The 23,449-nt window shown below is 66.8% G+C and carries 18 protein-coding genes and 1 pseudogene; 11 read left to right on the top strand and 8 right to left on the bottom strand.

Annotation, left to right across the window (positions count from 1 at the left end):
* From BM315_RS18460 to BM315_RS18430, 7 genes are all read left to right on the top strand, one after another.
* On the top strand, positions 1-966 hold a 966-nt coding region (locus BM315_RS18460), incomplete at its 5' end, for an aminotransferase class III-fold pyridoxal phosphate-dependent enzyme (RefSeq protein ID WP_090503890.1).
* A gap of 310 nt (positions 967-1,276) precedes the next feature.
* Positions 1,277-2,245: an arsenosugar biosynthesis radical SAM (seleno)protein ArsS gene (arsS, locus tag BM315_RS18455; protein ID WP_212632974.1), complete on the top strand. Its 969-nt coding sequence runs from the start codon at positions 1,277-1,279 to the stop codon at positions 2,243-2,245.
* 122 nt (positions 2,246-2,367) lie between these two features.
* The gene (locus tag BM315_RS18450; protein ID WP_090503885.1) at positions 2,368-3,747 is read left to right on the top strand and encodes an SLC5/6 family protein; all 1,380 of its coding nucleotides are present in this window, start codon (positions 2,368-2,370) and stop codon (positions 3,745-3,747) included.
* A gap of 211 nt (positions 3,748-3,958) precedes the next feature.
* Positions 3,959-4,924, top strand: coding sequence for a hypothetical protein (locus BM315_RS18445; protein WP_090503881.1), 966 nt, complete (start codon positions 3,959-3,961; stop codon positions 4,922-4,924).
* Positions 4,921-7,062, top strand: a complete 2,142-nt coding sequence (locus BM315_RS18440; protein WP_090503877.1) for an FAD-dependent oxidoreductase — start codon at positions 4,921-4,923, stop codon at positions 7,060-7,062. Before BM315_RS18445 ends, BM315_RS18440 begins: the two co-directional genes overlap by 4 nt.
* Before the next feature lie 73 nt (positions 7,063-7,135).
* Positions 7,136-7,846, top strand: a complete 711-nt coding sequence (locus BM315_RS18435; protein WP_170862255.1) for a DUF3047 domain-containing protein — start codon at positions 7,136-7,138, stop codon at positions 7,844-7,846.
* An 88-nt stretch (positions 7,847-7,934) separates the two neighbouring features.
* Positions 7,935-9,011, top strand: a complete 1,077-nt coding sequence (locus BM315_RS18430; protein WP_090503870.1) for an FAD-dependent oxidoreductase — start codon at positions 7,935-7,937, stop codon at positions 9,009-9,011.
* A gap of 49 nt (positions 9,012-9,060) precedes the next feature.
* On the opposite strand, the gene BM315_RS24410 is transcribed toward BM315_RS18430, so the two are convergent.
* A complete protein-coding gene (locus BM315_RS24410) occupies positions 9,061-9,267 on the bottom strand; it encodes a hypothetical protein (RefSeq protein WP_141123975.1) in 207 nt (68 codons plus the stop codon).
* Here BM315_RS24410 and BM315_RS18425 point away from each other — a divergent pair.
* The 4 genes from BM315_RS18425 to BM315_RS18410 all read left to right on the top strand — a co-directional run bounded on the left by BM315_RS18425 (position 9,254) and on the right by BM315_RS18410 (position 15,381).
* Positions 9,254-10,840, top strand: coding sequence for a methyl-accepting chemotaxis protein (locus tag BM315_RS18425; protein WP_425287797.1), 1,587 nt, complete (start codon positions 9,254-9,256; stop codon positions 10,838-10,840). The genes BM315_RS24410 and BM315_RS18425 overlap by 14 nt on opposite strands.
* A 358-nt stretch (positions 10,841-11,198) precedes the next feature.
* Positions 11,199-12,197 carry a hypothetical protein gene (locus BM315_RS18420; RefSeq protein ID WP_090503865.1) on the top strand — a complete coding sequence of 333 codons (999 nt, stop codon included), beginning with the start codon at positions 11,199-11,201 and terminating at the stop codon, positions 12,195-12,197.
* Positions 12,198-12,556: 359 nt separating this feature from the next.
* Positions 12,557-13,921 carry a glutamine synthetase family protein gene (locus tag BM315_RS18415; protein WP_090503862.1) on the top strand — a complete coding sequence of 455 codons (1,365 nt, stop codon included), beginning with the start codon at positions 12,557-12,559 and terminating at the stop codon, positions 13,919-13,921.
* 146 nt (positions 13,922-14,067) lie between these two features.
* Positions 14,068-15,381 carry an NAD(P)/FAD-dependent oxidoreductase gene (locus BM315_RS18410; RefSeq protein WP_090503859.1) on the top strand — a complete coding sequence of 438 codons (1,314 nt, stop codon included), beginning with the start codon at positions 14,068-14,070 and terminating at the stop codon, positions 15,379-15,381.
* A 134-nt stretch (positions 15,382-15,515) separates the two neighbouring features.
* Here BM315_RS18410 and BM315_RS18405 read toward each other — a convergent pair whose 3' ends face one another.
* The 7 genes and pseudogenes from BM315_RS18405 to BM315_RS18375 form a co-directional block, all read right to left on the bottom strand.
* Positions 15,516-17,456 (bottom strand): alkaline phosphatase D family protein, encoded by a 1,941-nt coding sequence (locus BM315_RS18405; RefSeq protein WP_090503856.1) that lies wholly within the window; start codon positions 17,454-17,456, stop codon positions 15,516-15,518.
* 118 nt (positions 17,457-17,574) lie between these two features.
* Positions 17,575-17,670: pseudogene (locus BM315_RS25055) on the bottom strand (Crp/Fnr family transcriptional regulator); the annotation flags it as partial.
* A 166-nt stretch (positions 17,671-17,836) separates the two neighbouring features.
* Positions 17,837-18,577: a hypothetical protein gene (locus tag BM315_RS18395; RefSeq protein WP_090503854.1), complete on the bottom strand. Its 741-nt coding sequence runs from the start codon at positions 18,575-18,577 to the stop codon at positions 17,837-17,839.
* Positions 18,578-18,741: 164 nt separating this feature from the next.
* The gene (modC, locus tag BM315_RS18390) at positions 18,742-19,884 is read right to left on the bottom strand and encodes a molybdenum ABC transporter ATP-binding protein (protein WP_090503851.1); all 1,143 of its coding nucleotides are present in this window, start codon (positions 19,882-19,884) and stop codon (positions 18,742-18,744) included.
* Positions 19,881-20,561: a molybdate ABC transporter permease subunit gene (modB, locus tag BM315_RS18385; protein WP_090503848.1), complete on the bottom strand. Its 681-nt coding sequence runs from the start codon at positions 20,559-20,561 to the stop codon at positions 19,881-19,883. The genes modC and modB overlap by 4 nt, the downstream gene beginning before the upstream one ends.
* Before the next feature lie 15 nt (positions 20,562-20,576).
* Positions 20,577-21,335, bottom strand: coding sequence for a molybdate ABC transporter substrate-binding protein (gene modA, locus BM315_RS18380; RefSeq protein WP_090503846.1), 759 nt, complete (start codon positions 21,333-21,335; stop codon positions 20,577-20,579).
* Between the two features lie 503 nt (positions 21,336-21,838).
* Complete coding sequence (locus BM315_RS18375; protein WP_090503844.1) at positions 21,839-23,164, bottom strand: tetratricopeptide repeat protein; 1,326 nt, start codon at positions 23,162-23,164, stop codon at positions 21,839-21,841.
* Positions 23,165-23,449: the final 285 nt, after the last annotated feature.

Here is a 23,449-nt window from a genome sequence, read left to right as displayed (position 1 = left end):
ACCCTGCTGGTCACCACCGGCTCCGAGGCGGTGGAGAATGCGGTGAAGATCGCCCGCGCCGCCACCGGCCGCGCCGGGGTGATCGCCTTCACCGGCGGCTACCACGGCCGCACCATGATGACCCTGAGCCTGACCGGCAAGGTCAATCCCTACTCGGCCGGCATGGGCCTGATGCCCGGCGGCGTGTTCCGCGCCCAGTATCCGTGCGAACTGCACGGGGTCAGCGTCGACGCCGCCATGGCGAGCATCGAGCGCATCTTCAAGAACGACGCCGAGCCGCGCGACATCGCCGCCATCATCATCGAACCGGTGCAGGGCGAGGGTGGTTTCTATGTCGCGCCGAAAGAATTCATGCAGCGCCTGCGCGCGCTCTGCGACCAGCACGGCATCCTCCTGATCGCCGACGAAGTGCAGACCGGCGCCGGGCGTACCGGCACCTTCTTCGCCATGGAACAGATGGGTGTGGCCGCCGACCTGACCACCTTCGCCAAGTCGATCGCCGGCGGTTTCCCGGTGGCCGGGGTGTGCGGCAAGGCCGAATACATGGACGCCATCGCCCCCGGTGGCCTGGGCGGCACCTACGCCGGCAGCCCGATTGCCTGCGCCGCGGCCCTGGCGGTGATGGAGGTGTTCGAGGAGGAACAGCTGCTGGAACGCTGCAAGGCGGTCGGCGAGCGGCTGGTCACGGGGCTCAAGGCCATCCAGGCCAAGCACAAGGCGATCGGCGAGGTGCGCGCCCTCGGAGCGATGATCGCCATGGAACTATGCGAGGGTGGCGATCTGCACAAACCGAATGCCGCCCTGACCGGCCAGATCGTCGCCAAGGCCCGCGACAAGGGCCTGATCCTGCTGTCCTGCGGCACCTACGGCAACGTGCTGCGGGTGCTGGTGCCGCTGACCGCCGAAGATACCCTGCTCGACAAGGGTCTGGCGATCATCGCCGAGTGCTTCGACGAGCTGGCGTGATTGCACGAGTTGTACAAGAAAACCCGCTGCGGCGGGTTTTCTTTTGTCCGGGCGGGGGGATGTCGGTCTCGGGTTACGTGGCGGCTAGCACCGCGTCGTGACGAAGGCCGTGCTGGTTGCCGCTAATCCGGCCTACCTATGCGTGGCAACGCGACAATGCGTAGTGAGGTAGGGTGGATTGCACTGCATCGAGCTGGGCCGACAAGCGCCCAATGGAAAATGGTCCATGATTCATCAGGTAGTGGGTGTAACAATGATCGGCGGCCACTCTCTATAGTGACAAGCAAACAAGGAGTCCACCGTGCACGCCATGCTGCCTCTGCTCGACCAACTGGCCTTTCCGGCGATTCGCCGTGGCCACCTGGAAGCCCTGCAGATCAACCTGACTTACCGCTGCAACCAGCGTTGCCTGCATTGCCACGTCAACGCCGGGCCGACCCGCACCGAGGCGATGACCGACGAGAGCCTGGCGCTGCTGCACCGGGTGATCGATGCCCATCCGGTGCACACCCTGGATCTGACCGGCGGCGCCCCGGAGATGCACCCGCGTTTCCGCGAGATCGTCAGTCATGCGCGGCGCGAGGGGTTGCGGGTGATCGACCGTTGCAACCTGACCATTCTCGGCGAGCCGGGTTATGCAGGCCTGGCCGAATTCCTCGCCGAACAGGGCGTCGAGGTCACCGCCTCCTTGCCCTGTTACTCGCGCGATAACGTCGACAAGCAGCGTGGCGACGGCGTGTTCGACGCCAGCATCGCCGGCCTGCAGCAGCTCAACGCCCTGGGTTACGGCCAGGCCGGCAGCGGCTTGCTGCTCAACCTGGTGTACAACCCGCAAGGCCCGAACCTGCCGCCGCCGCAAGCCGCCCTGGAGGCAGACTACAAGCGCCACCTGCTGGAGGACTTCGGCATCCGCTTCAACCACCTGCTGTGCATCACCAATCAACCGATCGCCCGTTTCGGCAGCACCCTGGTCAGCAAGGGCCAGTTCAATGCCTACATGCAGTTGCTGCGCGACAGCTACCGCCCGGAAAACCTCGAGCCGCTGATGTGCCGCAGCCTGGTCAGCGTCGATTGGCAGGGTTATCTGTACGACTGCGACTTCAACCAGATGCTCGATTTGCCGCTGCAGTTGCAGGGACAACTGATCGGCCGCCAGCGTGCCCATCTGCGCGATCTGTTGACGGCCCAGCTGGATGGCAACCCCATCGTCACCCGCGACCACTGTTTCGCCTGCACCGCCGGCCAGGGCTCCAGCTGCGGCGGCGCGCTCAATGACTAGGGCGGGTAGGGTGCGCCGTGCGCACCAAGGCTGGTTGTGCTGCTCTGGTGCGCACGGCGCACCCTACGGTGTCAGGCTGAATCACACTCAAGTGCCCCTGAACATTAACTAAGGATCAGTTCATGCAACCCACCAGTATCACCGGGCTGTTCTTCTGGGGTTTCCTGCTGGTCTACGGCGCGCTGATGCTGGCGTTGGCGCCGCGTGTCGTGACCCTTGGTGGCTTTTTCAATGGCGAGGACAATCAGGGGCGGAGCGCCGCGCCCTGGTTGCTGACCTCGAGCATCTTTATCAGCTGGATCTTCGCCAAGTCGGTGACCAACGCCGCCAACCTGGGCGCCAGTTACGGCCTGGTCGGCGGTCTGGCCTACGCCATGTACTGGCTGTCGATCCCGCTCACCGGCCTGGTCATCTACCGCCTGCGCCGGCGCTTCGCCGCCACCGGCCTGGTGAGTTTCCTCAGCAGCCACTACGGGCGGGGCGCGGCTCTGGCGTTCTCCGCGGCCATTCTGATCCGCCTGTTCAACGAGGTGTGGAGCAACACCGCGGTGGTCGGCGGCTATTACGGCGACGCCGGCAGTTTCGAATTCATCGCCTCGGCCCTGCTGTTCACCGCGGTGACCCTGGCCTACAGCCTGCGCGGCGGCCTGCGCAGCTCGATCCTCACCGATGCGGCGCAGGCGGCGATCTTCATCGTCGCCCTGGTCTGGGTGCTCGGCCTGGTGCTGCCCGAGCATTCGCCCGCCGAGCTGGTCAGCACCAGTCACTGGGCGCTGAATGCCGGCGTCGATCTGCTCCTGGTCGCCGGCCTGCAAGCCTTCAGCTATGGCTTCCACGACCCGGTGCTGACCGACCGCGGCTTCATCAGCGAAGAGCAGACCATGCGGCGTTCCTTCGTCATCGCCGGGGTGCTGGGCTTTATCGCCATCCTCGCCTTCAGCCTGATCGGCGTGCATGCGCAGCTGATCGGCCTGGCTACCTCGGACAACGTGCCGGCGGCCCTGGCCAAGAGCATGGGCATAGGCGCGCTGCTGGTGATGACGGTGGTGATGGTTTCGGCCGCCGGTTCGACCCTGGACTCAACCTTCTCCAGCCTGGCCAAGCTGGCCGGCCGTGAGCTGCCGAAGCTGGCCGGGCGCGACCTGGGCCAGAAGGCCATAGGCGTGGGCATGGCGGTGATGGTGCTGTTCGCCCTGCTCGGCAACCTGCCGATGATCGCCGGCACCGATATCCTCAAGGCCACCACCATCAGCGGCACCATGGTCATCGGCTTGGCCCCGGTATTTATCCTGCACGGCCTGAGTACGCCGACCCGGCTGGGTTTCCACCTGAGTTTCTGGACCGGTCTGGGCCTGGGTGTGGCCCTGACCCTGGGCTGGATTCCGCAGAGCTGGGCCATCGGCGACGGCAAGTACGCCCTGCTGCTCGGCACCAACCTGTATGGTCTGGCGCTGTGCGTACTCGGCTACCTGATTCCCGGCTGGCTGCGGAGGACTGCCTGATGCTGCTTGGCAAGCAGCGGACTGTGTCCCAGGATTCTGTTGCGTTCAACGCTCGGCAGCCAGGCGTCGTAGGGTGCGCTGCGCGCACCAAGAATCTGCCCGCTGAATTGGTGCGCGCGGCGCACCCTACCCATGTTGGGCCAGCACGCTGGGCCGCTTTTCTCCACGCGCCTCACGCAACAGCTAATGGCTGGCTACAGAGGAGCGCCTGATGCGCGCCGGTCGCGATTGCCCGCTGGATTACCGCCTGCCCAGCGATGCCTTCGCCGGCGCGCCGCTGTTCGACTGCCAGGTTCTGTATGTGGTCGGCGGCCTCTACGGCAATCGCCAGGCCCTGGCGGCGCTGCAGCAGCGCCTGGCAGCAGAACCACAGGCGCGTGTGGTGTTCAACGGCGATGCCCACTGGTTCGACCGCGATCCGGCCATTTTTCAGGAAATCGAGCGGGGCCTCAGCGCGCACCTGGCCCTACGCGGCAATGTCGAAAGCGAACTCGGCCGCCTCGATGACAGCGGCGTCGGTTGCGGCTGCGCCTACCCGCTCACGGTGGACGACGCCATGGTCGAGCGCTCCAATGCGATCCAGGCCGAGCTGAAGCAGACCGTGCAGCACTTGCCGGGCATGGCTGAACGCCTGGCCGCACGGCCGGCCACGGCCCTGGTCAGCGTTGGCGGCCGACGCGTGGCGATCAGTCACGGCGACGAGCAGTCCCTGGCCGGTTGGAACTGCGCCCGCGAAGCGCTGGCCGAGCCCGGGCGTCAGCAACAACTGGACCGCTGGCTGGCGGCCAAGCGGCTCAGCGTGCTGGCCACCAGTCACACCTGCACGGCCGTGGCGTTGAACTTGCACCACGCTGCGTTGATCAATAACGGCGCGGCCGGCTTGCCGAACTTTGCCGGCGGCCGCTACGGGCTGCTCAGCCGTATCGCCAGCACACCCCATCCGGCAGCGCTGTATCGCTGCCAACGCGAGGGGCTGTTTATCGAGGCACTGCCGTTGAACTACGCTCACGACGCTTTTCTCGCCGACTTCGACCGCCAGTGGCCAACCGCCAGCCCGGCGGCGCTGTCCTATCGCTCACGCATTCTCGGGAACTGCGCGGATCAACCGCGGCAGGCCGTTTTGGCCGGTTTCAGCCTGTGCCAAAGCCTCTGCGCACTGGAGGCGCTGGATCGATGAACAGTCGCAAACTCGCCTTGCTCGGCCTGATCCTGGCCCTGCTCGGCAGCTTTTTCGTCTTCGACCTCGGTCAGTACCTCAGCCTGGACGCGCTCAAGACGCAGCAGGCGGCGTTGAACGCCCAGGTCGCGAGCAACCCCTGGCAGGCGGCCGGGCTGTTCTTCTTCGCCTATGTCGCGGTCACGGCCTTGTCGCTGCCCGGCGCGGCCTTGATGACCCTGCTGGGCGGCGCGCTGTTCGGTCTGCTCGAAGGCGTGCTGCTGGTGTCCTTCGCCTCGACCCTGGGCGCGAGCCTGGCCATGCTCAGCAGCCGCTTCCTGCTGCGCGACTGGGTGCGCCTGCGTTTCGCTCAACGCCTGAGCGGGATCGATGCCGGGGTCGAGCGCGAAGGCGCCTTCTACCTGTTCGCCCTGCGCCTGGTGCCGGTGTTCCCGTTCTTCCTGATCAACCTGGCCATGGGCCTGACCCGCCTGCCGCTGCGCACCTACTGGTGGGTCAGCCAGCTCGGCATGCTGCCGGGCACCCTGGTCTACGTCAACGCCGGTCGCGAGCTGGGTCAGCTGCAGTCGCTGGCCGGAATTCTCTCGCCGGGGCTGCTCGGCGCCTTCGTCCTGCTCGGCCTGTTCCCCCTGCTGGCGCGCAAGCTGCTCGGACTGGTGCAGGCGCGGCGGCTGTATGCCGGCTGGCTCAAGCCTGATTCTTTCGACCGCAACCTGCTGGTGATCGGCGCCGGTGCCGGTGGCCTGGTCAGCGCCTACATCGCCGCGGCGGTGAAGGCCAAGGTCAGCCTGATCGAAAAACAGCAGATGGGCGGCGACTGCCTGAACACCGGCTGCGTGCCGTCCAAGGCGCTGCTGCGTTCGGCCAGGCTGGCCCATGAATTGAAGAAGGGCGAGGCGCTGGGTTTCGCCGGGGTGCGCGCTGCGGTGGATTTTCCCGCGGTGATGCAGCGCATCCAGCGGGTGATCGGCGACATCGCGCCGCACGACTCGGTCGAGCGCTACAGCGGTCTGGGCGTCGAGGTGATCCAGGGCGAAGCCAGACTCACCTCGCCCTGGACGGTGGAGGTGAACGGCCAGACCCTGAGCAGCCGCAGCATCATCATCGCCGCTGGCGCGCGCCCGCTGGTGCCGAAGATCCCCGGTATCGAGCAGGTGCAGGGCTATACCTCGGATACCATCTGGAGCCTGCGCGAGCAGCCGCGCTGGCTGCTGGTGCTGGGCGGCGGGCCGATCGGTTGCGAGCTGGCCCAGGCCTTCCAGCGCCTCGGCAGCCAGGTGATCCAGGTCGAACTGGCCGAGCGCCTGCTGCCGCGCGAGGATGCCGATGCCAGCGCGCTGGTGCTGGCCAGCCTGCAGGCCGACGGCGTCGATGTGCGCCTGCAGCACCGCGCCGAGCGCTTCGAGCTGGTCGACGGCGAGCAGCGCATGATCGCCCGCCGCCTCGACACCGGCGAGGAGGTGACCATCGCCTTCGACTGCCTGCTGCTGGCCCTCGGCCGGGTGGCCAATGTCAGCGGCTACGGGGTCGAGGAGCTGGGCCTGCTGGTGCGTCCCAACGGCACCCTGGAAACCGACGAATACCTGGCCACGCGCCTGCCCAACATCTATGCGGTGGGCGATGTCACCGGCCCCTACCAGTTCACCCATGTAGCCGCGCACCAGGCCTGGTACGCCGCGGTCAACGCGCTGTTCGCCGGTATCAAACGCTTCAAGGCGGACTACCGGGTGATTCCCTACTGCACCTTCACCGACCCGGAAGTGGCGCGGGTCGGCCTCTCGGAAGGCGAGGCGCAGGCGCAGAACATCGCCTACGAAGTGACCCGCTATGGCCTCGACGACCTCGACCGGGCGATTGCCGACGAGGCTGCCCATGGTTACGTCAAGGTGCTGACCGTGCCGGGCAAGGACAGGATTCTCGGTGTCGCCATCGTCGGCGAGCATGCCGGCGAACTGCTCGCCGAATACGTGCTGGCGATGAAACATGGGCTGGGGCTGAACAAGATCCTCGGCACCATCCACAGCTACCCGACTATGGCCGAAGCCAACAAGTACGCGGCCGGCGAATGGAAGCGCGCCCATGCTCCACAAGGATTATTACGCCTGGTCGAGCGCTTTCATAGCTGGAGAAGACGATGAAGCGCGGCCTATCTATGGCCCCGCAGGCGCTGCTGCGCTGGGTCGAGCGTTTTCACCACTGGCGGCGCGGCTGATGCGTGGATTACTGCTCGCCCTGCTGGCGCTGACTTCGCTGGCGCAAGCCGACAATCAGCTGACGCCCTGGACCGATGGTCCGCCAACAGGCCAGTGGTCGGCGCCCTGGCGCGAGGCGAATATCCCCAGACTCAAACCGTCGGCGCGCAGCCTGGTCGAGCAGGACGGCCGCGCGGTCTTGCGCATCGAGGCCGACGCGGCGGCCGGTGGCCTGCTGCATCCGCTCGATCTGCCGGGCGAGCGGCCCTGGCAACTGAGCTGGCAATGGCGCAGCGAACGGAGGCTGGACAAGGCGCGCTTCGCCACCCGCGAGGGCGACGACTACGTGGCAAGGGTCTATGTGCTGCTGGATTATCCGCTGGCCAGTCTGCCGTTTCTGACCCGGCAGAAGCTGCGCCTGGCGCGCACCTTCTACGATCCCGAGCTGCCGGCGGCGACCCTCAGCTACGTCTGGGACAACCGCGCCGCCCCCGGCAGCCATGCCCGCAGCGCCTACAGCGAAACCGTGGAGATGCGGGTGCTGCGCGGCCCAGAGGCGCCGCTCGGGCAATGGCTGGAGGAGCGTCGCGACCTGCACGCCGATGCCATCGCCGCCTTCGGCAGTGCGCCGCGGCGCATCCTCGGCGTGGTGTTCGCCGCCGACAGCGACAACACCGGCGAGTCGGCCGAGAGTTACTTTGCGGCGCCGCAGTTGCGCCTCGAGCCCTGAACCAGTTATCTCCTGGCGACAGACCAGACGCTTAGTCTTTACCATGCGGGCACTGTTTCTGCCGTGTATCAATGGAAACCCCGGCGCGATGACCCACTATGACCTGCTGTTGATCGGTGCCGGCCATGCCCACCTCGGCGTATTGCGCCGCTGGGCACGGCTCGAGCGACCGCCTGGACGCATCGCCCTGCTCAGTGCCGGGCACGAGGCCTGGTATTCCGGGATGTTGCCGGGCTTGCTGGCCGGCCGCTACGCCGCGGCGGATTGCCAGATCGAGCTGGCGCCGCTGTGCCGGGCGGCCAAGGTCGAGCTGATTGTCGGCCAGGCCGATGCACTGTCGGCCGTGCAGCAGCAGATGCATCTGGCCGATGGCCGGGGGCTGAATGCCGATTGGCTGTCGCTGAATGTCGGCGGCCAGGTTGCCTGTCCGCCACAAACGGGGGCTGGCATGCAGGTGCTGGCGGTCAAGCCCTTCGCCGACTTTCTTGCCGGTTGGCAGCGCTGGCAGGCGGATCCGCAGCCCGTGGCGATTCTCGGCGGTGGTGCGGCCGGGGTCGAGCTGGCCCTGGCCCTGGCCGATCAGGTGCCGCAGCTGGCGCTGTTCTGTCGCGGGCCGCTGCTCAGCGGGCACGCCGGCGGTTTGCGCCTGCGCGCGCTCGGCCATCTGCGCCGGCGCGGCGTGCGGGTGCGTGAGGATTGCCCGATCAGCCGCATCGACGAAGACTGCCTGATCAGCGGGGAGGCGCCGGTCTGGCGCGGCCAGCGTCTGCTCCTCGCCAGCGGTGCACAGGCCGTGCCCTGGCTGGCGCAGAGCGGTCTGGGCTGCGATACGGACGGTTTCGTGCGGATCGCGGCGACCCTGCAGAGCCATTCCCATCCGCACATCTTCGCCGTCGGCGATTGCGCCAGCCTGCCCGGCGCGCGCAAGAGCGGGGTCTATTCGGTGCGCCAGGCACCGGTGTTGGCGGCCAATCTCAACGCGGCGCTGCGTGGCTTGCCGCTGCGCGACTATCGCGCGCAACGGCAGAGCCTGGCGCTGCTCGCCACCGGCGATGGCGGCGCCTTGCTCAGTTGGCGCCACTGCAGCGCCGGCGGGCAGCTGTTCGGCCGCTGGAAGGATTACCTCGACCGCGGTTTTATCCAGCGTCATCGCCTTTCCGGTTAGCCCTGTGCGACCAAAGTGCCATGGTCTAACCCGGCGTTGAATGATCGAATCAACCTCCGCTGCGCAGGATGATTACCGAGGCCGGCCGAAGCTTGCCCTTCAGATAATCGCGGCCCTGCCGACTCAGTGAACAGGCGAGCGATTCGCCTGCATTGCGCGCACGGCTCAGAAACTTGGGCAGCAGGTGCGCGATCTGCGTGAGTAAGGATGCAGTTGGCCCTGGTTTCGCCAGCATAAAAACTATGAGGTCCGTCATGCGCTCTGCCGTTAGCCGCTCTCCCATCGCCTGCGTCGTGCATGTACTCGGGCTGGTCGCCTTGATCGTCGCCGTTGAGCAATTCCAGCTGCCCGGTTACCTGAGCATCGTATTGTTCCTGCTGCTGGCCTTGTGGCCCTGGTTCGGGCCCTGGCGCCGAGACGGCGACGACGCTGCGGCCGCCGACCGTGCGGCGACCGTGGATTTCAGCGAATTGAGCCGAAGCCTGTCCCAGCACACCTGTCATAACGCCTTGTCCGCCGCCCAGGTGGCGCATGCGGTGCAGCAACTGGCCGATAAGCTGAAATCGCAGTTGCTCGCGGTCGAGCAGATCAGCCAGGGCGCAGACGCCATCACCCACACCGAACAGGATAGCGCCCGGCGTGCCGAACAGACCCTGAATGCCGCGCAGACCGTGCGCCAGAGCAGTGCCGACGGCCAGCAGGCACTGCTCCAGGCGATTGCCCGGATGCAGCACCTGAGCGCGCAGACGGCGGCCAGCCGCGAGCTGATCGATGGTCTGAGCAGCCGTACCGAACAGATCGAGCAGGTCACCCAGGTGATCCAGTCGATCGCCAGCCAGACCAACCTGCTGGCGCTCAATGCCGCCATCGAGGCGGCGCGCGCCGGCGAGCAGGGCCGCGGTTTCGCGGTGGTCGCCGACGAGGTGCGCAACCTCGCCGCGCGCACCGCCACGGCCACCGAGGAAGTCGGCCAGATGGTCAGCGATATCCGCCAGCAGAGCGCGGCGGTGGTGGCGCATATCCAGGAACAGGCCAGCGAGCTGGATCAGGCCGCCCGGCAGATCGAGGAGACCGGCGGACAGTTGCACGGCATCGCCGAGCTGGCCGTGGATGTGGAAGATCAGGTGGCGCAGATCAGCGCCGGCGCGGCGAGCAATCACGAGCGCCTGGCCAGCCTGTTCGTCGCCGTCGAGCAATTGCGCGGCGATGTGCGGGCCAGCGAGACCCAGACCCGTCAGTTGGGCGAGGCCGCCGGACAACTGGTCGGCCAGGCGGAAACCGTCAGCGAACAGCTCGCCGCAGTGGGCCTGGACGATTACCACCAGCGCGTCTATGACCTCGCCCGCGAGGGCGCCGCGAGCATCGCCGCCCAGTTCGAGGCGGACATCCAGGCCGGCCGGGTCGGCCTCGACGACCTGTTCGACCGTCACTATCAGCCGATCCCCGGCAGCTTCCCGGCCAAGTACAAGACCCGCTTCGACAGTTATGCCGATCAGGTCCTGCCGGCGCTGCAGGAGCCGCTGCTGGCGCGCCACGAAGGGCTGGTGTTCGCCATCGTCAGCACCCCGGAAGGCTATGTGCCGACCCACAACAACGCCTTCAACCACCCGCCCAGCGGCGACCGCGCGCGCGACACGGCGAAGAGCCGCAGCAAGCGCCTGTTCAACGACCGCACCGGCCTCCGCAGCGGCGGCCATCAGCAGCGCGTGCTGCTGCAAACCTACATGCGTGATACCGGCGAACTGATGCACGACCTGTCCGTGCCGATCCAGGTGCAGGGCCGCCATTGGGGTGGTCTGCGCATGGGTTACAAGCCGGAGCAGCTGTAAAGCAACGCACGCCTGCGGTGGCGCAGCTGATCACTTAAGCCAAGTACGCATTGGGGGCTGGCGACGGTCTGCGATGTGCTCCCAGCCGCGAAGCCTTGAGCCTGCGTGCAGTTCCCTGCGAACCGTTGGCAAGCCTGCGGCGCACGAAACCAGGCGCAGTTAGCCGCCTGCCGCCGGGCAACCCGGCGGTATACTCAAGACACCAGAGCCGGACGTGCTGGACGTTCCGTTGGCGCTGCGCAAGCGTCATTGGCAGCTAGCCAGGAGCAGGGTAGCGGCTCGCCGCGGGTGGTAGATCCACACGCAGCCTCGGCTGCCACCTGTCCGTTGGCGCCTGTTGCTGTTGCGGAGGCCTGAGATGCCGAATCTGCGTGTCCTGATCGTCGCCGGGCTGCTGGCGCTGGCCGGCTGTGCCAGCGACCCGCCGGTACAGATTGCCGCGAGCACCTGGCGCCAGGTCGACCGCGACATAGCCGCGGCATCGCGAACCGCCTCGGAGCAGGCCAGAGCGCATGCCCTGCAGGCCATGCAGCGCTGGATGGACCTGGTTTACCGGCAAACCGACGACGTCTTCATTCCATGGTTTTCCAGCTACTGGACCCAGCAATGGCTGAGCGTGAAGGTGTCCTGGTACAAACTGAGCGCCGAGGGCGAGAAGGATCCAACCGTCAGCCGGCTGGCCCTCTATCTCCAGGAGCAGTACCAGGATCGCGTGCTTGAGCCGGTCGCCGAGGAGACCAGCCCGGAGCAGATCATGCAGCATGCGACCGGACTCTACGTCCGCCAACTCGATCAGCGGCTGCAGGCTATCGGGCCGCGCCATGGCGTACCGCAGGAACAGTTCGACCAGCGCCTCAAGGACATTCCGGCGATTGCGCTTGCCCCCGGCGCCTCGCTCTACCAGCTGGTGCACGCCGACCCGCTCGAGCGGCTGCCGGCCTATAAGGCCCTGATCAAACGCATCCGCACCAGCCCAGGAGGCCTGGGCGACTGGTCGACGGACCCGGGCATTTCCTCGGTGGCGCAACGCACCAGCGAGCGGTTGGTGGACGATCTCGCTACCAGAGGCGGCGCCAGCGCAGTCTCGGCGTTGGTCGGGGGGGCGGCTGGCGCGGCCATTTCCCTGGGCGTGGCGGCTTTCACTGCCGCTGCGCGGGAGAACGAACGGCCGGAAACGGAAGCGCAGTTGCGCCAGAATCTCAATGCCGCCTTCGACGAGGAGTGGCTCGAGCTGATGCGCAGCCCCGACCGTGGCGTGCTGACCGGGGTTCATCACCTGTCCGGGCAGATCGAGGGCGGCCTGGTCTGGTCGACGCCGATCAGATTCGCCCCGCCGCTGCCGCCGCCGTCGCGTTGACCAGGGCCAGGGTGGAGATTGTTTAGCCGGGCCATAACCGAATGTGTGAAAAATCGGATTTAATCCCTGCTCGCCGGCATGCGAGTCTCAGTCCATGAGTTCGCCCCCGAGTTGCCTGGTTCGCCCCCTGTTCTTCCCGTCCCGTCGGGAACGCATGTTTTTTGGCGCCGACCGGCTCAACCCGCGGCTGCCTGAAATCCTCGCGTTCTGGGCGTTATGGCATTGCCGTCATGCCCGCCCACCGGATGGCCTTTTCGTTCTAGTCTGATTGAGTCGGCTGCACCCGCGTGCAGCCCTTCCGATGATTGTGTCCTGCCTCCACCGGCCGGACGTGCGCCTTTGGCGCTAACGAGAGCCCCATGCCATTCGCCTCCGTGCAAGATGCCCAGCAATTCCTGGCGCAAAACCCCGATATCGACCTGTTCGAGCTGTTCATCCTCGACGCCAATGGCGTGCCGCGCGGCAAACTGCTCCATCGCGACGAGCTGCTCGCCGTCTATGCCAGCGGCCGGCCGCTGCCGAGCACCATCCTCGGCCTGAGCATCAACGGCGACGACGTCGAGGACAGCGGGCTGGTCTGGGAGGTTGGCGACATCGACTGCCGCGCCTACCCGCTGGCCGGCAGCCTGAGCCGCATGCCCTGGCGACAGATCCCCACCGCTGCGGTGCAGGTCAGCATGCACCCCAGCGAGGGCATGCCGGCCACGGTCGCCGATCCACGCCACCTGCTGACGCGGGTGATCGATGCGCTCAAGGCCGAGGGTTATCACCCGGTGATGGCCTGCGAACTGGAGTTCTACCTGCTCGACCAGCAGCGCGACAGCCAGGGCCGGCCGCAGCCGGCGCTCGACCGGGATGGCGGCCGTCCGCGCAGCACCCAGGTCTATGGCCTGCGCGAACTGGAGCAGATCGAGCCGTTCCTCGCCGACCTCTACGCCGCCTGCAAGCTGCAGGGCATTCCGGCGCGCACGGCGATTTCCGAATACGCCCCGGGCCAGGTGGAAATCACCTTGGAGCACGGCGATGCGTTGCTGGCCATGGATCAGGCGGTGCGCTACAAGCGCCTGGTCAAGGGCGTGGCGCACAAGCACGGGATGCAGGCCTGCTTCATGGCCAAGCCCTTCGACCACCTGGCCGGCACCGGCATGCACATGCACGTCAGCCTGGCCGATGCCCAGGGCCACAACCTGTTCGCCAGCGAGCAGCCGGCCGGCACGCCGCTGCTGGGCCAGGCGGTCGCGGGCATGCTGGCGAGCCTGCTCGATTCCTTGCTGCTGTTCTGCCCCAACGCCAACTCCTACCGGCGCTTCCAGGCCAACAGCTACGCGCCGCTGGCACCGACCTGGGGCGTGGACAACCGCACCGTGAGCCTGCGCGTGCCCGGCGGGCCGGCCACTACCCGGCATATCGAGCACCGCATCTGCGGCGCCGATGCCAACCCCTATCTGGCCGCCGCAGCGATCCTCGCCGGTATCCATCGCGGCATCCGTGAGCAGCTCGATCCGGGCGCGCCGATCGAGGGCAACGGCTATGCCCAGGCCAAGGAATTGCTGCCCACCGACTGGCTGACCTCGATCCAGGCCCTGGAGCACTCCACCTGGGCGCGTGAAGCCCTGGGTCCGGAGTTTCTCAAGGTCTACCTGGCGATCAAGCGCGCCGAGTACCGTCAGTTCATGGCCGAAGTCGGCGAGCAGGACTGGCGCTGGTACCTGAGCCAGGCCTGAGCCGACCCCATAAAGCTTCGCGGCTAAAGCCCCTCCCACAGGAACGCTGAGATCCGGAGGGGCTGGGCGACATCCCGCTTTAGCCGCGAACAAGCCGATCACCAGCCGCCGCCAAGGCCGCGGCTCAGAACCAAGGATATTTCCCCATGAATGCCGCTATCGAGCCTGTAACGCCCGCCGCCGAACGCTGCCCGTCCTACTACAGCGCCACCCTCAACCAGGAGACCGACTACCCGACGCTCAAGGGCGAGGTCAGTGTCGATGTGGTGATCATCGGTGGCGGTTTCACCGGCGTCGCCAGCGCCGTCGAACTGGCCGAACGTGGCCTCAAGGTGGCCATCGTCGAAGCCAACAAGATCGGCTGGGGCGCCACCGGGCGCAATGGCGGCCAGGTCACCGGCAGCCTGTCGGGCGACGCGGCCATGCGCAAACAGATGCGCAACAGCCTGGGCGAGGAGGTCGACGACTTCATCTGGCACCTGCGCTGGCGCGGTCACGCCATCATCGAGCAGCGGGTGGCCAAGTACGGCATTGCCTGCGACCTCAAGCACGGCCACCTGCACGCGGCGATGAAGCCGGTGCATATGCAGGAACTGGAGGCCTCCTACGCCGAAGCCATGCGCCGCGGCATGGGCGACCAGGTGAGCCTGCTCGACCGCGACGGTGTGCGCAGCCACCTGGCCAGCGAACTCTACTGCGGCGCCCTGAAGAACAGCCGCAACATGCACCTGCACCCGCTCAACCTGTGCATCGGCGAAGCCAGGGCGGCCGAAAGTCTGGGCGCGCTGATCTTCGAGCACTCCGAGGTGCTGCAGATCGTCCACGGTGCCAAGCCGGCGGTGGTCACCGCCGGCGGGCGGATCGAGGCCAAGCAGGTGCTGCTGGCCGGCGACGTCTACCACAAGCTCGAGCCGGGCAAGCTCAAGGGCCTGATCTTCCCGGCCATGGGCGGCATCGTCGCCAGCGCGCCGCTCGGTGAACGGGCGCAGGAAATCAACCCGCAGGACCTGGCGGTCTACGACTGCCGCTTCGTCCTCGACTACTACCGCCTGACCGCCGACGGCCGCCTGCTGTTCGGCGGCGGCTGCAACTATTCGGGGCGCGACTCGCGGGACATCGCCGGCGAGCTGCGCCCGGCCATCGAGCGCACCTTCCCGCAGCTCAAGGGCGTGGCCATCGATTTCCAGTGGAGTTGCGCCATGGGCATCGTGGTCAACCGCATCCCCCAGCTGGGCAAGCTGTCGGACCACGTCTGGTACTGCCAGGGCTACTCCGGCCACGGCATCGCCACCAGCCACATCATGGGCGAGATCATGGCCAAGGCGATCACCGGCGACCTGGAGCGCTTCGACACCTTCGCCGCCTGCAGGCAGATCAGGGTGCCGCTCGGCGACCAGCTGGGCAACCCGCTGCTGGCCGTCGGCATGTGGTACTACCAGCTGCTGGAAAAGCTGCGCTGATATCCGCGCGGGGTGGATGCCGCTGTTTGCATCCAGCTTTCCCATTCCCGGGTAGCATCGGGCTACGGCCTGATCGCCGCCTAGGGTGCGCCGTGCGCACCGGGGCAATAGTCGGCTGGTGCGCGCGGCGCACCCTAGGGGATAGTGGCCACTTCGCGCGGCTGGCGCTCTTCCCGCTCACCGACGAAAGCCACCGGCGGCGAGCCGTCGGCGTTGAGCTGGAGGGTGCGCCGCGGGCGGCCCCGTTCGTCGAAGAACACCTGGCCTAAGCCGGCGCCGTTCCACAGGCGCTCGCCGGCGCGGCTGCGGTCGGGGATCAGCGGGCTGATGCGCATGCGCCGGCGCTTGGTCAGCCAGTTGAGCGGCGACCAGGGCGCGTACAGCCAGCGGTTGAGGCGGTCCAACCAGTCCAGCAGGCGTGGCGGGAAATCGTTCTTGATGCCGCTGCTGGTGATCTGCCAGATGGTCGGGCTGGCGCGGCGATGGCGGATGCGCACCTGGTAGACGAAGGAGTAGTGCACGTCGCCGGACAGCACCACGAAATCGCCCGGGGTGCGCGAATGGCGGAAGATGTTGAGCATCACCTGGGCGGCGCCGCGATGGGCCATCCAGTTCTCGGCGTCGACCAGCAGCGGGTGGCCGGCGAAGGTGAACAACTTCTGCAGGCCTTCGATCAGCTTGACGCCGAACATCGGCGCCGGCGAGACGATGATGCAGGCCGGGTGATCGAGCAGCGCCTGCTGGAATTCGCACAGCGCCTCCCAGTCCATCAGCCCCGAGGGACGCGACAGGCGGCCTTCGCTGCGCCAGCGGCGGGTACGGGTGTCCAGCACCAGCAGCGCCGGGGTGGTCGGCAGCACGTAGTGCCAGTGCTGCAAGCGCAGCAGGCTGTCGAGCAGCGCGTCCTGCCGGGCGGGGTCCAGGCCCCCGCCGTGCTGCGCCTGGCGCAGCAATTCGCTGCAGGCCGCCAGGGGTTCGGCGAAGGCCTCCGGTTGGTTGCCCCAGCCCTGGCACAGTAGGTAGGCGAGCAGGGCGTTGCCGATGATGCGCTTGGAGAAGGGGTGGCCATAGGCGGTCTGCTCCCAGCGCGCCGACAGGTTCCAGTCGTCGGTGATGTCGTGGTCGTCGAAGATCATCAGGGTCGGCAGGTGCGCCAGCGCCCGTGCCGCCTGGCCCAGGCCCCGGCGGAAGGCGTCGATGTGTGTGCGCTCCGCGCGGTAGCGCCGGCGCTGCTGTTCGCTCAGCGTCGGCTCGGTTTCGTCGATCAGGGTCCAGGGCACCGGCGACCAGACCAGCAGGTACATGGCGATCACCTCGGCGAAGGTGACCAGGTGGTTGTCGGCGGTGCTGCTGGTGAAGATCGGCTTTTCCACCCCGCCGAAGAACCGGTCGCGCAGGGTCTGGTTGCTCTTCAGTGCCGGCAGCAGGTCGGCGCGCCGGTAGTAGCCGGCGGGGTGGGCGTAGAGCGCCTGGCTGTCGGTGACCACGGCGCCTTCCAGGGCCTCGTCGAACAACCCCAGGCGCTCGATCAACTGGTGGATGGCGCACAGCAGCGGGCCGCTGACGTCGTCGGCGTAGACCTGGTCGCCGTTCAGCAGCAGCAGGGCCGGACGCTGCGCCGCGCCGCGCTCCGCCGCCAGCAGGCGGTCGGCGCACAGCAGGCCGTCGGCCGCGCTGTGGTGCGGCTTGCGGCAGGAGCCGTGGAGCAACTGGTCGATGCGCGACTTGAGCACGAAGTCGGCGCGCGTCTCGCCCTCGTGGAGCAGGTGCGGCGCCCAGTCGGCCAGGCCGCGCGGTGCCTGGCCGGGGTCGAGGATCTGCAGGTCGTAGGCGATCCGCGCATCCTGCGGCAGGCGCTCGGCCAGCGGCAGGTCGATCAGGTGCAGCACGGCATGCCGGCCCAGCGGCAGCTGCCGGCAGTGTTCGGCCAGCGGATGGCACTGCTCGTTCAGGCACAGCTGCAGCGCCAGCGGCCGGCTGGCCACCAGCCAGAGCACCACACGGCCGGGCTCCAGGCGCCGCAGCAGCGGGCCGGCCAGTACATCGGGCAGATCGGGGCGGCAGGGTAACGGCATCGGGCTGGAGGGCTCCGTGGGGTGGGCAGGTTGTCGGGTGCTGGCAATGCTGGGTCAAGCATGCCCGGGCTCGGCAAGGTATTTCAACGGTCCGTCATGGACAATGGCAGAGCGCCAGCGGTTCAGCCGGGAGCAGGCTCATCTGCGCCAAGGCGATAAACGTCAGGCGCAGCTTGTGGCTCAGCAGCAGGGCGAAGTCGCGCCAGCAGCGAGGTGCTGGCACCGCAGTCGACGGCGCTGTGGCTGGGCCGCGGCCTGGGGTTGTTCATCGGCGGCTGGAGCATCCAGCTCAACGGTCATTACGGCGTTCGTCGATGATGTCATGGGCCTGAGCTGGCCCGTTGCGCCGATTCCGTTCGGCGAGCGGTTGTGTCGGTCGCCTACATCGCCATCCACTGCTCGGTCAGGGCACGGGTGTGGCGATATACGGTCATGGGCGCAAAGGCCCGGCCCGAGACGCTGCTCAGGGTGTTGCTCTGGCTGTTGAGGTCGGTCAGCGCGGCTTTCAGGTATTCCCAGCGAACCGTCACCTTTCTCCAGTCGGGGTTGGCCTGGGCATCCAGCGCGGCCAGCTCGCCGTCGACGGCGGGCACCAGCTTGCGCTCGTCCTGGCCGAGGTAGGTCGTGGGCTGTTCGCGGGCGATTTCGAAAGAGCCGAGATAGGAGCGGCTCAAGTACTGCACCGAGAGGTATTCGAGCTTGGCGGCCAGCTCGCTGTCGCCCTCCGGCGACAGTTGACGGGCTTCATGCAGTACGCCCAGTAGCGCCTTGCTCAGATCTTCCGGGTAGCGCCAGGGCAAGTCCTCCTCTTTCGGGCCAAAAGCCACCCCGCGACGGATCTGCAGCACCAGTTCCTGGTGCGCGCTGCGCAGGGCATCGCTGCCTTGCGGCAGGCTTTGGATTGCGCCGGCCAGGGCCTGCAGGTCGGCTTCGAGGGTGTTCAGGTGTTTCTTTTGGAAACCTTCGCCGCGTAACAGCATCAGACTGCTGGTCGCCCGGCTGGCCTGAACCTGGACTTGCTCCTGGGGGCTGACCGCTGCGGCGAAGGCCGATGGCGCGAGGCTGGTCAGGACGGCTAACAGGCAGAGGAATAGGTGACGAAAGGGCGGCTTGTTGCGCATTCCGGGGTGCTCCTTGTTGTTTTTTTGAGCAATGCGGAGACGGTGTGGCGTATCCATCAACCGCAAGAGGGTACTGTGCCTGCGGCGTACGGGCATGCCTCTAAAGAGTGATTTGGTTGGATATGTGCCTGTAAGGATCGCCGGCTTGCTATAGGGGCTAGCTCTCAATCGGACGCCAGCAGCGAGACGGATTTGACCTGCACCCACAGCGCCTGCTGCGCATGGATACCCAGCCGGTCGAAGGAATAGCGGGTGATGCGGGCGATCATCCGCTCGTCGCCGACCCTCAGGTCGACCAGCATCTGCGCCTGGTTGTCCAGCGCCAGCCAGTGTTCGACCCGCGCCGGCAGCAGGTTGAGCAGGCTGGTGCCCTCGGCCTGGTCCAGGCTCAGGCTGACATCCCGCGCCTTGATTTTCACCCGCACCGGCTTGCCTGCAGGCAGGGGCGCATGGGTCAGCTGCAGCACGGCGTCGGTGCCGCTCAGGCGGATGCTCAGCAGCCGATAGTCCGGGTCGTAGTGGCTGACGCTGCCATCGACCACGGCCTCGGCATCTTCCTCGAACATAAAGGGCAGGTCGCTGCGCAGCAGGGTTTCCTTCAGTGGCCCGCTGGCCTGCACCCGGCCTTCCTCCAGCACCACCAGGTGATCGGCCAGGCGCGCCACCTCGTCGGGCGAATGGCTGACGTAGAGAATCGGGATATCCAGCTCCTGGTGCAGGCGCTCCAGGTAGGGCAGCACCTCCAGCTTGCGCTTGAGGTCGAGCGAGGCCAGCGGCTCGTCCATCAACAGCAGGCGCGGGGTGGTCAGCAGGGCGCGAGCAATACCGACACGCTGCCGCTCGCCACCCGACAGGTTGCCCGGTAAGCGCTCGAGCAGATGGCCAATGCCGAGCAACTCCACCGCCTGCTCCAGGGCAATCCGCCGCTGCGCCGCAGGAATGCGTTTGTGTCCGTACTCGAGGTTGCGCCGCACCGACAGGTGGGCAAACAGGTTGGCATCCTGAAACACGTAGCCCACGGAGCGCTTATGCGCCGGCACAAAGATGCCCTGATCACTGTCCTGCCACAGTTCGCCATTGACCTGCAGGTAGCCCTCGGATGGCTGATCCAGCCCGGCGAAGCAGCGCAGGCAACTGGTCTTGCCCGAACCCGAGTGGCCGAACAGCGCGCTGATCCCGCGGCCAGGCAGGTGCAGCTCAACATCCAGGATGAAATCGGCATGTTCGACCTTGAATCGCCCACGGATTTCGCCCAGACCCGCGACCGCTTGGATAGCCGCAGGCTGGCGGCGTAACGGCCAGATCATTGCCACACCCGCTTGTTGCTACGCCCGGAATAGAGCGCCAGCAACACGATAAAGGAGAACGCCACCATGCCGCCGGCCAGCCAGTGGGCCTGGGCGTAGTTCATGGTTTCCACATGGTTATAGATCTGCACGGACGCCACCTGAGTCTTGCCGGGGATATTGCCACCGATCATCAGCACCACGCCGAACTCGCCCACGGTGTGGGCGAAACCGAGGATGGCCGCGGTCAGGAAGCCGGGTTTGGCCAGTGGCAGCACCACCGTGAAGAAGGCGTCCCAGGGATTGGCGCGCAGGGTCGCCGCCGCCTCCAGCGGTGCGCGGCCGATGGCCTCGAAGGCGTTCTGCAAGGGTTGCACGACGAAAGGCAGCGAATAGAACACCGAGCCGATCACCAGCCCGCTGAAGGTGAAGGTCAGGGTGCCGAGGCCGAGGCTCTGGGTCAGCTGACCGATAAAACCATGCGGGCCCATGCTCACCAGCAGGTAGAAACCGATCACCGTCGGAGGCAGCACCAGCGGCAGGGCGACGATGGCGCCGAGCGGTCTCTTCAGCCAGGAGCCGGTGCGCGCCAGCCACCAGGCGATGGGCGTACCGATCAACAGCAGCAGCACGGTGGTCAGCGAAGCCAGCTCAAGGGTCAGCAGGACGGCGTCGAAGTCGGCTTGGGTGAGGGGCATCGCTGCGACCTGTAATTACGGCTGGTAACCGTAGGATTGGATGATTTCAGCCACTTTCGGGCCTTTCAGGTACTCCACCAGCGCAGTGGCCGCGGGGTTGTTCTCACCTCGCTTGAGAATCAGTGCGTCCTGCCTGATCGGCTCATACAGCTCATCGGGCACGACCCAGGCCGAGCCGCTGCTGATCTGGCCATCCTTATACACTTGCGACAGCGCGACAAAGCCGAGCTCGGCATTGCCGGTGGACACGAATTGCAGCGTCTGGGTAATGCTCTGCCCCTCGACCAGCTTGCTCTGCAGCGCTGCGCGCAAACCGAGTTTAGTCAGCACCTGGGTCGCAGCCAGGCCGTAAGGTGCGGCTTTCGGGTTGGCAATGGCCAGGTGCCTGAATGGGTTCGCCTTGAGCACCGCGTCGCTGCCGTCGATGTAGTCGGCCTTGGCCGACCACAGCACCAGGCTGCCGATCGCATAGGTAAAGCGCGAACCGGCAACCCCAAGCCCCTGCCTTTCCAGCCTGGCCGGGGTGTTGGCGTCAGCGGCGAGGAACACCTCGAAAGGTGCGCCGTTTTGAATCTGCGCATACAACTGGCCGGTGGCACCAAAGGCAGCGACCAGTGTGTGCCCGGTATCTTGTGCAAATTCGCGGGCAATCGCCTGCAGCGGCGCGGTGAAGTTGGCGGCCACGGCCACCTGCACCTCCTCGGCCAGCACGCTGGCGCTGCAGCTCAGGCCGGCAAGCAGCGTCAGCCAGGTGCGGGGGATACGGCAATCCATCGAATGACTCCTTGACCTTGGTTAGCGGACAACGCCCGGGCGCTTCGCCCGTAGCCAGGGCACTTTAGCCTGACTCAGTCGCTATATACAAAGAAATATAGCGCTTGGCGTTCAGCAGGCCAGAGGGCCGGCGCCGTTCCGCCATTAGCAGGCCGTTGAAAAACGTAGGTGAGGCAGCCGAGACAAGGCAAAAACAGGCGAGGAAGCGACTGGGGTCGCACCCGACTTTACGAGCTGTAAATGAGCATTCCGAGCCTGTTTTTAACGCCGTATCGGCAACGTAGGTAGTTTTTCAACAGCCTGCTAGCCATTTCTCTGAACGCTGGTCGTAAGCCAGTTGGCCAACGCGTAGCCCGGATGCAATCCGGGAGCGATCTTTCAGGTGCCAGACTTTTCCGGATTGCATCCGGGCTAAAAAAACTGCTGCTCACTTGGCTTAAGCGAGCAGCAGTGCAGCAGCCGGCGAGTGCTTTTTCACCGGATTTGAGGATGGCCGCGCAGGCTCAGGCCGCGCGCTGCTGCTCGGCACGGCTGGTCAGGTGGCGGCTCAGGGGGCTGGCCGGGCGCACGGCCAGGCGTTCGTTGCACAGGGCTGTGGCCAGATCCTTCTGCCCGGCGCGGAAGGCCGCCTCGATCAGGGTCAGGTCGAGCAGGTCGCGTTGCGCGTGGCTGCCGCCGAAACGCTGGGCGATATTGCGCACCGGCCGCAGCAGGCGCACGGTTGCGTCATAGTTGCCGTCGCCGAAGGCGAAGATCGCCTTGCTCACCGGGTGGCCGACTTCGGCGGTGAAGCGTGCATTGTCTGCGCCCCCCCGCATGGTTTGCTGCTGGGTCTCGAGCAGTGCGCGGGCGGCCTGTGGCCGGTTGGCGCCGACCAGGGCCATCATCGCGTGGACGTCGTTGAAGGCGTAGTTGCCGGCGTTGGCCAGCGGCTGCCAATGGTCGGCGACCGCCTGCCAGCGATTGCCCAGTTCGATCCCCTGCAGGTGCAGACGCCAGAGCAGCGCCGCGGCATCGACCAGGTCCATCACCACCCCGGACTGCGCGCCATAGACAGGCCCGTCGAACAGCGCCAGCACCTCGTCGATCTCGCCCAGTTCCAGGTGGTAGAGCGCCAGGTGCCACCAGTTGTGCACCTGGAAGAAGCTGTCCGCCGCCCAGGCTTGCGGGCTGGCGCGCATCCAGGCGATGCCCTCGCGCTGGCGGCACTGCATCTCCAGCACATGCGCCACCGCATGCTGCGCCCAGCCATCGCGCGGTTCGAGTTCCACCGCGCGGCGCCCGGCGGCTTCGGCCGCCGCATAGTCGGCGGTTTCCTCCAGGCCGAAGGCATGCATGCCGAGTACCGCGTGATAAGCCGGCATGCCTGCGCTCCATGCCGGCAGGGCGCGGGCGATGCGGTCGCGCAGCATGCGCGAGTTGCCGCTGAAGAAATCCACCTGATGCCCGGCTTGCAGGGCCAGGATATCGCGCGGCTGGGCAATGGACAGGTCTTCCAGGGTCTGCCCGGCGCGCCGCCAATAGCCATCGAGCAAGTGGCCCACGGCTGCGATATGGCCGCGCTCCTGGGCATTGGCCGGCAGCTCCAGGGCGTGGGCGTGGCAGGCCCGCGCGACCGCCAGCCCATCCGGCTCGGTGCCGAGCAGGTGCAGGTAGGCCTTGAGTACATGGGCCATGAGCAGATTGGGACAGGCCGTGATGGCGGCGTCGACACTGGCCACGGGGTCGCCGCGATAACACTGGAATTGGCGCAGGGCTTTTTCGTAATGCGCCAAGCTGGAGGCATCGGCCCCGGAAAGCGCAAGGCCGTGCATGTCTCTTATTGTCATTTACTCGTCTCCTGAGCTAAAACAAATGATGCAGGCGCTACGGACTGCGCGGCAGTGGCGTGGCAGGACGTTGAAACAGGCGGCGCGCGACGGTTAGGCGGCAGCGCACTGGCGAGCGCCAGGCGAAGTGACAGCTGCGCTGGTCAAGCAGGCGTAACCGAGGCTCGCGCGGACGTGGTTCAACGGCTTGCGCGGGCCGCCGCGAGCGTCTGACCAGCGCTAAGGTAGTCAGGTGGGTGCCCGGCGAATATGTCCAAGCCGCCGGCACTGTTGACGCAGCCGCCA

The organism is Pseudomonas borbori (genome assembly GCF_900115555.1).
Lineage (GTDB): Bacteria > Pseudomonadota > Gammaproteobacteria > Pseudomonadales > Pseudomonadaceae > Aquipseudomonas > Aquipseudomonas borbori.
Note: the sequence above shows the minus strand (reverse complement) of the source record. Positions and strands in the feature narration are given on the sequence as shown.

Bases quoted from the DNA above. Each gene is read 5' to 3' on its own strand.
- BM315_RS18420 (WP_090503865.1), top strand. From the start codon at position 11,199: ATGCCGAATCTGCGTGTCCTGATCGTCGCCGGGCTGCTGGCGCTGGCC.
- BM315_RS18425 (WP_425287797.1), top strand. From the start codon at position 9,254: ATGAGGTCCGTCATGCGCTCTGCCGTTAGCCGCTCTCCCATCGCCTGC.
- BM315_RS18430 (WP_090503870.1), top strand. From the start codon at position 7,935: ATGACCCACTATGACCTGCTGTTGATCGGTGCCGGCCATGCCCACCTC.
- BM315_RS18405 (WP_090503856.1), bottom strand. From the start codon at position 17,456: ATGCCGTTACCCTGCCGCCCCGATCTGCCCGATGTACTGGCCGGCCCG.
- BM315_RS18450 (WP_090503885.1), top strand. From the start codon at position 2,368: ATGCAACCCACCAGTATCACCGGGCTGTTCTTCTGGGGTTTCCTGCTG.
- BM315_RS18435 (WP_170862255.1), top strand. From the start codon at position 7,136: ATGCGTGGATTACTGCTCGCCCTGCTGGCGCTGACTTCGCTGGCGCAA.
- modA (WP_090503846.1), bottom strand. From the start codon at position 21,335: ATGGATTGCCGTATCCCCCGCACCTGGCTGACGCTGCTTGCCGGCCTG.
- modC (WP_090503851.1), bottom strand. From the start codon at position 19,884: ATGATCTGGCCGTTACGCCGCCAGCCTGCGGCTATCCAAGCGGTCGCG.
- modB (WP_090503848.1), bottom strand. From the start codon at position 20,561: ATGCCCCTCACCCAAGCCGACTTCGACGCCGTCCTGCTGACCCTTGAG.
- BM315_RS18440 (WP_090503877.1), top strand. From the start codon at position 4,921: ATGAACAGTCGCAAACTCGCCTTGCTCGGCCTGATCCTGGCCCTGCTC.
- arsS (WP_212632974.1), top strand. From the start codon at position 1,277: ATGCTGCCTCTGCTCGACCAACTGGCCTTTCCGGCGATTCGCCGTGGC.
- BM315_RS18445 (WP_090503881.1), top strand. From the start codon at position 3,959: ATGCGCGCCGGTCGCGATTGCCCGCTGGATTACCGCCTGCCCAGCGAT.
- BM315_RS18395 (WP_090503854.1), bottom strand. From the start codon at position 18,577: ATGCGCAACAAGCCGCCCTTTCGTCACCTATTCCTCTGCCTGTTAGCC.
- BM315_RS24410 (WP_141123975.1), bottom strand. From the start codon at position 9,267: ATGACGGACCTCATAGTTTTTATGCTGGCGAAACCAGGGCCAACTGCA.
- BM315_RS18415 (WP_090503862.1), top strand. From the start codon at position 12,557: ATGCCATTCGCCTCCGTGCAAGATGCCCAGCAATTCCTGGCGCAAAAC.
- BM315_RS18410 (WP_090503859.1), top strand. From the start codon at position 14,068: ATGAATGCCGCTATCGAGCCTGTAACGCCCGCCGCCGAACGCTGCCCG.
- BM315_RS18375 (WP_090503844.1), bottom strand. From the start codon at position 23,164: ATGACAATAAGAGACATGCACGGCCTTGCGCTTTCCGGGGCCGATGCC.